General features: G+C 60.7%; 7 protein-coding genes, 2 tRNA genes and 1 pseudogene. 3 read left to right on the forward strand and 7 right to left on the reverse strand.

Going from position 1 to position 5,579, the window contains the following annotated elements:
• The 4 genes and pseudogenes from RCI06_RS14015 to RCI06_RS14030 form a co-directional block, all read right to left on the reverse strand.
• A pseudogene (locus RCI06_RS14015) lies at positions 1-514 on the reverse strand (collagen-like protein); the annotation flags it as partial.
• A 132-nt stretch (positions 515-646) separates the two neighbouring features.
• Entirely contained in the window at positions 647-829 is a 183-nt protein-coding gene (locus RCI06_RS14020) for a hypothetical protein (protein ID WP_306576407.1), read from the reverse strand.
• Positions 830-947: 118 nt separating this feature from the next.
• Positions 948-2,039: a zinc-ribbon domain-containing protein gene (locus tag RCI06_RS14025; protein ID WP_306576408.1), complete on the reverse strand. Its 1,092-nt coding sequence runs from the start codon at positions 2,037-2,039 to the stop codon at positions 948-950.
• Between the two features lie 61 nt (positions 2,040-2,100).
• Entirely contained in the window at positions 2,101-2,736 is a 636-nt protein-coding gene (locus RCI06_RS14030) for a corrinoid protein (protein ID WP_101549550.1), read from the reverse strand.
• 288 nt (positions 2,737-3,024) lie between these two features.
• On the opposite strand from RCI06_RS14030, the gene RCI06_RS14035 reads away from it, so the two are divergent.
• A complete protein-coding gene (locus tag RCI06_RS14035) occupies positions 3,025-3,807 on the forward strand; it encodes a M23 family metallopeptidase (protein ID WP_172439168.1) in 783 nt (260 codons plus the stop codon).
• An 80-nt stretch (positions 3,808-3,887) separates the two neighbouring features.
• Here the strand turns inward: RCI06_RS14035 and RCI06_RS14040 are convergent, their stop codons facing one another.
• Positions 3,888-4,244: a hypothetical protein gene (locus RCI06_RS14040; protein WP_306576409.1), complete on the reverse strand. Its 357-nt coding sequence runs from the start codon at positions 4,242-4,244 to the stop codon at positions 3,888-3,890.
• A 180-nt stretch (positions 4,245-4,424) separates the two neighbouring features.
• Here RCI06_RS14040 and RCI06_RS14045 point away from each other — a divergent pair, with 180 nt between their 5' ends.
• Both RCI06_RS14045 and RCI06_RS14050 read left to right on the forward strand, forming a co-directional pair.
• On the forward strand, positions 4,425-4,751 hold the full coding sequence (locus tag RCI06_RS14045) for a helix-turn-helix domain-containing protein (protein WP_146021689.1): 327 nt from the start codon (positions 4,425-4,427) through the stop codon (positions 4,749-4,751).
• Between the two features lie 32 nt (positions 4,752-4,783).
• Positions 4,784-5,092 carry a helix-turn-helix domain-containing protein gene (locus RCI06_RS14050; RefSeq protein ID WP_276874512.1) on the forward strand — a complete coding sequence of 103 codons (309 nt, stop codon included), beginning with the start codon at positions 4,784-4,786 and terminating at the stop codon, positions 5,090-5,092.
• A gap of 248 nt (positions 5,093-5,340) precedes the next feature.
• On the opposite strand, the gene RCI06_RS14055 is transcribed toward RCI06_RS14050, so the two are convergent.
• Positions 5,341-5,416, reverse strand: a tRNA-Gly gene (locus tag RCI06_RS14055).
• A gap of 3 nt (positions 5,417-5,419) precedes the next feature.
• A tRNA-Phe gene (locus RCI06_RS14060) sits at positions 5,420-5,495 on the reverse strand.
• Between the last annotated feature and the right edge of the window lie 84 nt (positions 5,496-5,579).

Consider the following 5,579-nt stretch of genomic DNA (forward strand, 5'->3'; position numbering starts at 1 on the left):
GACCGGACGGCCCCGTCGCGCCCGCAGCTCCCGTTTCGCCGCGCGGTCCGGTCGGTCCCCTCGCGCCCGCGGCCCCTGTTTCGCCGCGCGGTCCGGTCGGTCCCGTCGTGCCTGTTGGCCCGGTTTCGCCGCGCGGGCCGGTCGGTCCCATCGCGCCCGCGGTCCCCGTTTCGCCGCGCGGTCCGGTCGGTCCCATCGCGCCTGTTGGCCCGGTTTCGCCGCGCGGGCCGATCGGGCCCATGGCACCTGTGGCTCCCGTTTCGCCGCTCGGGCCGGCCGGCCCCGTCGCACCCGCGAGCCCTGCCTCGCCGCGCGGGGCGTATGGAACGCCGTTCCTGTCCGGCTGCGCCGCGCCGCCCGGTCTGCGCGGTCCCGGCGCGCCCGCGGCGCGCTGGACGCCGCCCTGCGGGGGCGCCGTCCTCGGTGTCCCGCCCGGGACCGCCGCGCCGATGGGCGGCGGGACAACCCCCCAGCGCCCGCCCATGGAAAATTCCGAATTTCCGTATCGCAGCATAAAAAATACCTCCCAACCGGTCAATAAATCGTCTGAAACCATCCTATTCAAAAATCGGCGCGGGGGTTCCGCGCGCATACGAAAAGCGGCCGGTCCCCTTGGGGACCGGCCGCCGGAAAGGCTGGCTGGAGCTCACATGATGTGTTCCTCGCAGATGTTGTCGACCACCTGGTAGCCGATTTTGTTGTAGCCGTCGGGGATCTCGGTGCCGTCGGTGTTGACGCAGTCGGGGATCACATCCACGGCGCAGGGCGCGGGTTCGCCGCTGCCGGATTCGGGCGGCCGCTTGGACTTCGCGCGGTCTTTTTTCGGCATAAAATCACCTCGGCTTTTAGCGTTCCCCGCCGGAAAGGGAAGATGCAGAGCCGGGGAAAGCAAAAACCTCCCGGGAAATCTTCCCGGGAGGTTTTGCTTTACGGCCGCAGCCGATTTTTCATTCAAAATCATCGAGGCGGATGGCCGTCTCCTCGTCGAAGAGGGAGGTGCCCTCCTCGCGCTCGTAGAACTGCGCGCCTTCGGCGGTGACGTAGCCGTCGCGGTCGACCGTATCGCGGATGTCGAAGACCGGCTCGCCGTTGACCGCGAGGTAGAGCGGGTGGTAATAGCTCGGCGACATCGCGAGCACCACCTCGAAGCGGTCGGTCTTTGTGCGCCCGCCCAAAGTGAGGTCGGCGGTGCCGTAGGTCGTGATGAACGCGCCGTCGCCGGTGAGCTGTTCCCGGTCGTGGCGGAAGGCGACCGAATCGGCCTCATAGTAGGCGGGTACCATCGCGTAGAGGGTGCTTTCCGCGGCGGAGACGATGAACTGGTCGAACAGCTCGTCGCGGCTTCCGGTGCTGATGACGTTCGCGCCGTCGTCAAAGCCGGGCTCGCTCTCGTCGTCCGCCTGCCAGTCGCTCTCGTCGTCCGGCCACCAGTCGCCGTCTATCGGGGAAGCCTCGGAGACGGGCGCGATGGCGGCGTCCACGGAGGAATGGGAGTCCGCCGCGAAGCTGAAGATGAAGACGGCGAGGATGGGGAGCACGAACACCACGACGATCACCACGATCGCCGCAATGAGGCAGCCGCGGTTGGCGGGCTTGGGGTCCGCGCCGCCGAGCGCGCCGGCCGGCTTGCCGGTATAGGTGGAGCGGGACGGGCGCTCCTGCGAGCGGTAGCCGGGCTCCTCGCCGCGGAAATAGTTCGTCCGGTCGCGCTCGAAGACGCTTTGGTCGAATTCGTCCGAAATGTCGTAGCGGTCCCTGTTCGGCGGTTCCGCGTCCCGCCGCTCGCGCTCCTCCTCGATTTCGCGGTTGCGCCGCCGGATGGTGCACATCGCGCACAGGTCGGAAATCGTGCTGCTGGGAAGCTCCTTCCCGCATTCGGAGCAACGCTTTTTCGGCGCGCCCGGTCGGACGCAGGGCGCTTCCTCCTCATCGCCGCAGGGCTCCCCGGCCTCCCGCGGCTCCTCCTCGACACACTCGCCGCAGTAGGAGCAAAAAACGCTGTCGTCCCGGATTTCCCTTCCGCATTTGCTGCAAAACATGGCTTTCCTCCGTATGGGCGCGTGGCGCCCCAATCATGTTGGTGGGCTTCCTCACCTGCGCTCAGGAACAGAACCCGAGCGCGACCTCCGCGCAGGTGGCGGCGTCGGGGGTATAGCTGTCCGCGCCGATCTCGTCGCAGAACGCCTGGGTGACCGGCGCGCCGCCGATCATCACCTTGACCCCGCCGAGTGCGGGCGTGCCGTTGCGGAGCGCGACGACGGCGCGCATCTCGTTCATCGTGGTGGTGAGCAGGGCGGAACAGGCGATGATGTCCGCGCCGTTTTGCTCGGCGGCGGATATGTACTTGGCGGCGGGCACGTCGACCCCCAGGTCGATGACCCGCAGGCCCTTCCCCTCGAGCATCATTTTGACGAGGTTCTTGCCGATGTCGTGCCGGTCGCCCTTGACGGTGCCGAGCACGACGGTGCCGCGCACCTCGCCGCCGCTTTCCGCGAGCAGGGGCTTGAGCAGCTCAAGTCCCGCGTTCATCGCGCGCGCGGCGATCATGACCTCGGGGATATAGACCTTGTTCGCCTTGAACTTCTCCCCGATGACCCCCATGCCTGCAAGCAGGCCGCCGTTCAGGATTTCCCCGGCGGAAAGGCCCTCCGCGATCGCGCGGGAAACCGTTTCTTTGACGGCGGGCGCGCGCCCCTGCTGCAGAAGCCGGCTGATTTCATCCAAAAGCTGGGACAACCGATTTTCCCCCCTCAAATGCCAAAAACAGGCGCGGATTCCGATTTTCCGCTACAGCAATCATACCTTACTTTGGCGCTGATTTCAAGCGGGTGGGCGCAAACGGGCGCCCGGAGATTCTGGATGGCCGGGGGACCGGGGATTTCCTCCCCGGGAAGAAGCAGGGAGGGGGAGGGGACAGGGCTTTCCAATATCGTAAACCTTGTGTAAACGATGCCCGGTGTTCACAGACAGTTCATAAACGCCCGGTATCCTGAGTGCGTATCGATTCAGGGAGGAGGCACACCCATGCAGTTTTCTGCGGACAACTCCGGACAATCGACATCGCGGAAGCGGACAAAAAATACCCCCATCAGGAAGCTGACGGCGCGCGCCCTCGCGGTGACGCTCGCGTTCTTCTGCGCGGTGAACATTCTGGCGCTTCAGCCGCCCGCGCGCACCACGCGCACCGTCGTCACCACGGAAAAAATCCCCTACAGCGTCGCCTACCAGGACGAGCCCGCCCGCTACCGGGGCTATACCGAGGTCGTCTCGGCGGGGATCGCGGGCGAGCGGGAGATCCGTTCACAGGTCGTCTTCGAGGGCGACCGGCCGGTCAAGGTGCTGTCGGTCCAGTCGACCGACACCGCCCGCCCCGTCGACCAGGTGGTCAAGAGGGGCACCCGGGTGCTGCGAAGCGAAACCGCCGACGGCAGCCGCTGGGTGTCCTCCTTCATCCGCCCGCTCAAGACCGGGTGGCTGTCGGCGGATTTTTACGACTATCCCCACCACAACGGCATCGACCTCGCCGCCCCGCACGGCACGCCCGTCTACGCGGCGGCGCAGGGGCGCGTCGTGCTCGCGGGCTGGTACGGGGAGTACGGCAAGTGCGTCATCATCGAGCACGCCGACGGCTCCCGCACCCTCTACGGGCACAACAGCTCGCTCGACGTATCGGCCGGGCAGGAGGTCAAGCAGGGGGAGAAGATCGCCAACGTCGGCTCGACGGGCAACTCCACCGGCAACCATCTGCATTTTGAAATCCGCATCGGGTCGAGCTTCCTGGACCCGCTGGTCTACATCGACAAATAGCGCGGGAAAAGCCCCGGGACGCTTCGGAGGAAGCGCCCCGGGGCTTTTCGCGTGGCCGGCGGCCGCACTTTTGGATTCGGCTATGACGCCTGCGCGTTTTTCGTCATGAGATCCATATGATCTTTGATGCAGAGCGAAAGGTCCTCAAAAAAAGCGCGCGCATCACTGTCGTTCCCAAGAAAGGGAATCATCAGGCTGGCGATCACATGGTGGACCGTTTTTTGCATTTGCTCCTCCGTCTGATTGACGACCATGATCACGAATTCCTCACACAATACGTTTGCGGCAAGTTCGGGAGTATCAATGACAAAATCCAATGCCATACGGTCGATCACTTCGCCGATCGAAAGCCCGGTGTTTTCGCAGTGCTTTAACAGGGCCTCTTTTGTTTTGGTCATGATGGTTGCTTCAATGGTCGTCAGTACCTTGTCAGGCATTGCGCTTCCTCCTCGTCATGCGTTTTGGCGAAGCTGCCAATTTCCCAGTCCTATGTTAGCACAAATGTTTGTCAAGCACAACCCCTATTTAGGGACATTTCTATTAATAGATCATTTTGTTGGCTTTGTATAGTTGGTATGCTATTTGTAGAAGATATCCCTAGATAGGTGGTGGTGCCCGTGAACTGTAAAAGCATGGGAAAGAAGCTTAAGTCATATAGAGCGAAATGTGGTTGGAGTCTGAAAGAGTGTTCAGAAAGGATAGGCATCAGCACAAGGTATCTGGCCGATATCGAACGTGGCGATAAAGTGCCGAAGCTAGAAACGTTCCTGCTGATCCTGAACACTTTGAATGCTTCTGCCGACGATGTCCTTCAAGATAGTTTGGTCGTTGGCTATGAAGCCAAGAGTAACGACATGATTAGGAAGTTGAATGCTCTTGATGTTACCAAGAGAAAGCAAGCGTTGGAGATTTTCGATAGTGTCATATCTTCGCTGAAAGAATAAAAGCCTTATAACGTAGCAAGAGGGTGGGGATCATGATAGATATACTCAAAGAAATTACGAAACTCCGCTTGGCTCGGAACTGGACTGAGTATGATTTATCAAAACATTCCGGACTGTCTCAATCAACGATATCCACCTGGTACCGCAAGGGACAAACGCCAACAATACAAACGCTGGATAAGGTGTGCAAAGGATTTGGAATTACCTTATCACAATTTTTCTCAGAAGGGGATGACCCCATTTCGCTTACGCCAGAGCAGGGAGAAATGCTTGATAATTGGTCGGCGCTAAATCCAAAGCAGCAACAGATCATTATGGACTTGCTTAGAAATATGTTTTGACAACAATTGATGTCGAATACCCCCCTTTTTTTGTATAGTTGGTAAATAGCCGCTCCAAATAAAAATGAACGCTTCAAAATGAAGCGTCCTTTTTGGAGCGGGTTACGAGGCTCGAACCCGCAACCCCACCCCGCGAAAGCGCGCTTTCGCGGGGACCCCGGGACCTCCGGATTTAAAATGTCGGTGGAGGCAGCGGGTTCGTTCTCGCGAAAAAAGAAAAAGAACGCTTCAAAATGAAGCGTTCTTTTTGGAGCGGGTTACGAGGCTCGAACTCGCTACCTCCACCTTGGCAAGGTGGCGCTCTGCCAAATGAGCTAAACCCGCGCTTGGTGCCTTCGGTCGGAATCGAACCAACGACACGAGGATTTTCAGTCCTCTGCTCTACCAACTGAGCTACAAAGGCATATTTGGCAAAGCGGAAAGGGAGAAAAATGGCGACCCGGATGGGGCTCGAACCCACGACCTCTAGCGTGACAGGCTAGCGTTC

This window comes from Anaerotruncus massiliensis (ex Togo et al. 2026) (assembly GCF_030825285.1).
GTDB classification, from domain to species: Bacteria; Bacillota; Clostridia; order Oscillospirales; family Ruminococcaceae; genus Anaerotruncus; species Anaerotruncus massiliensis.

Bases quoted from the DNA above. Each gene is read 5' to 3' on its own strand.
- RCI06_RS14035 (WP_172439168.1), top strand. From the start codon at position 3,025: ATGCAGTTTTCTGCGGACAACTCCGGACAATCGACATCGCGGAAGCGG.
- RCI06_RS14040 (WP_306576409.1), bottom strand. From the start codon at position 4,244: ATGCCTGACAAGGTACTGACGACCATTGAAGCAACCATCATGACCAAA.
- RCI06_RS14025 (WP_306576408.1), bottom strand. From the start codon at position 2,039: ATGTTTTGCAGCAAATGCGGAAGGGAAATCCGGGACGACAGCGTTTTT.
- RCI06_RS14050 (WP_276874512.1), top strand. From the start codon at position 4,784: ATGATAGATATACTCAAAGAAATTACGAAACTCCGCTTGGCTCGGAAC.
- RCI06_RS14020 (WP_306576407.1), bottom strand. From the start codon at position 829: ATGCCGAAAAAAGACCGCGCGAAGTCCAAGCGGCCGCCCGAATCCGGC.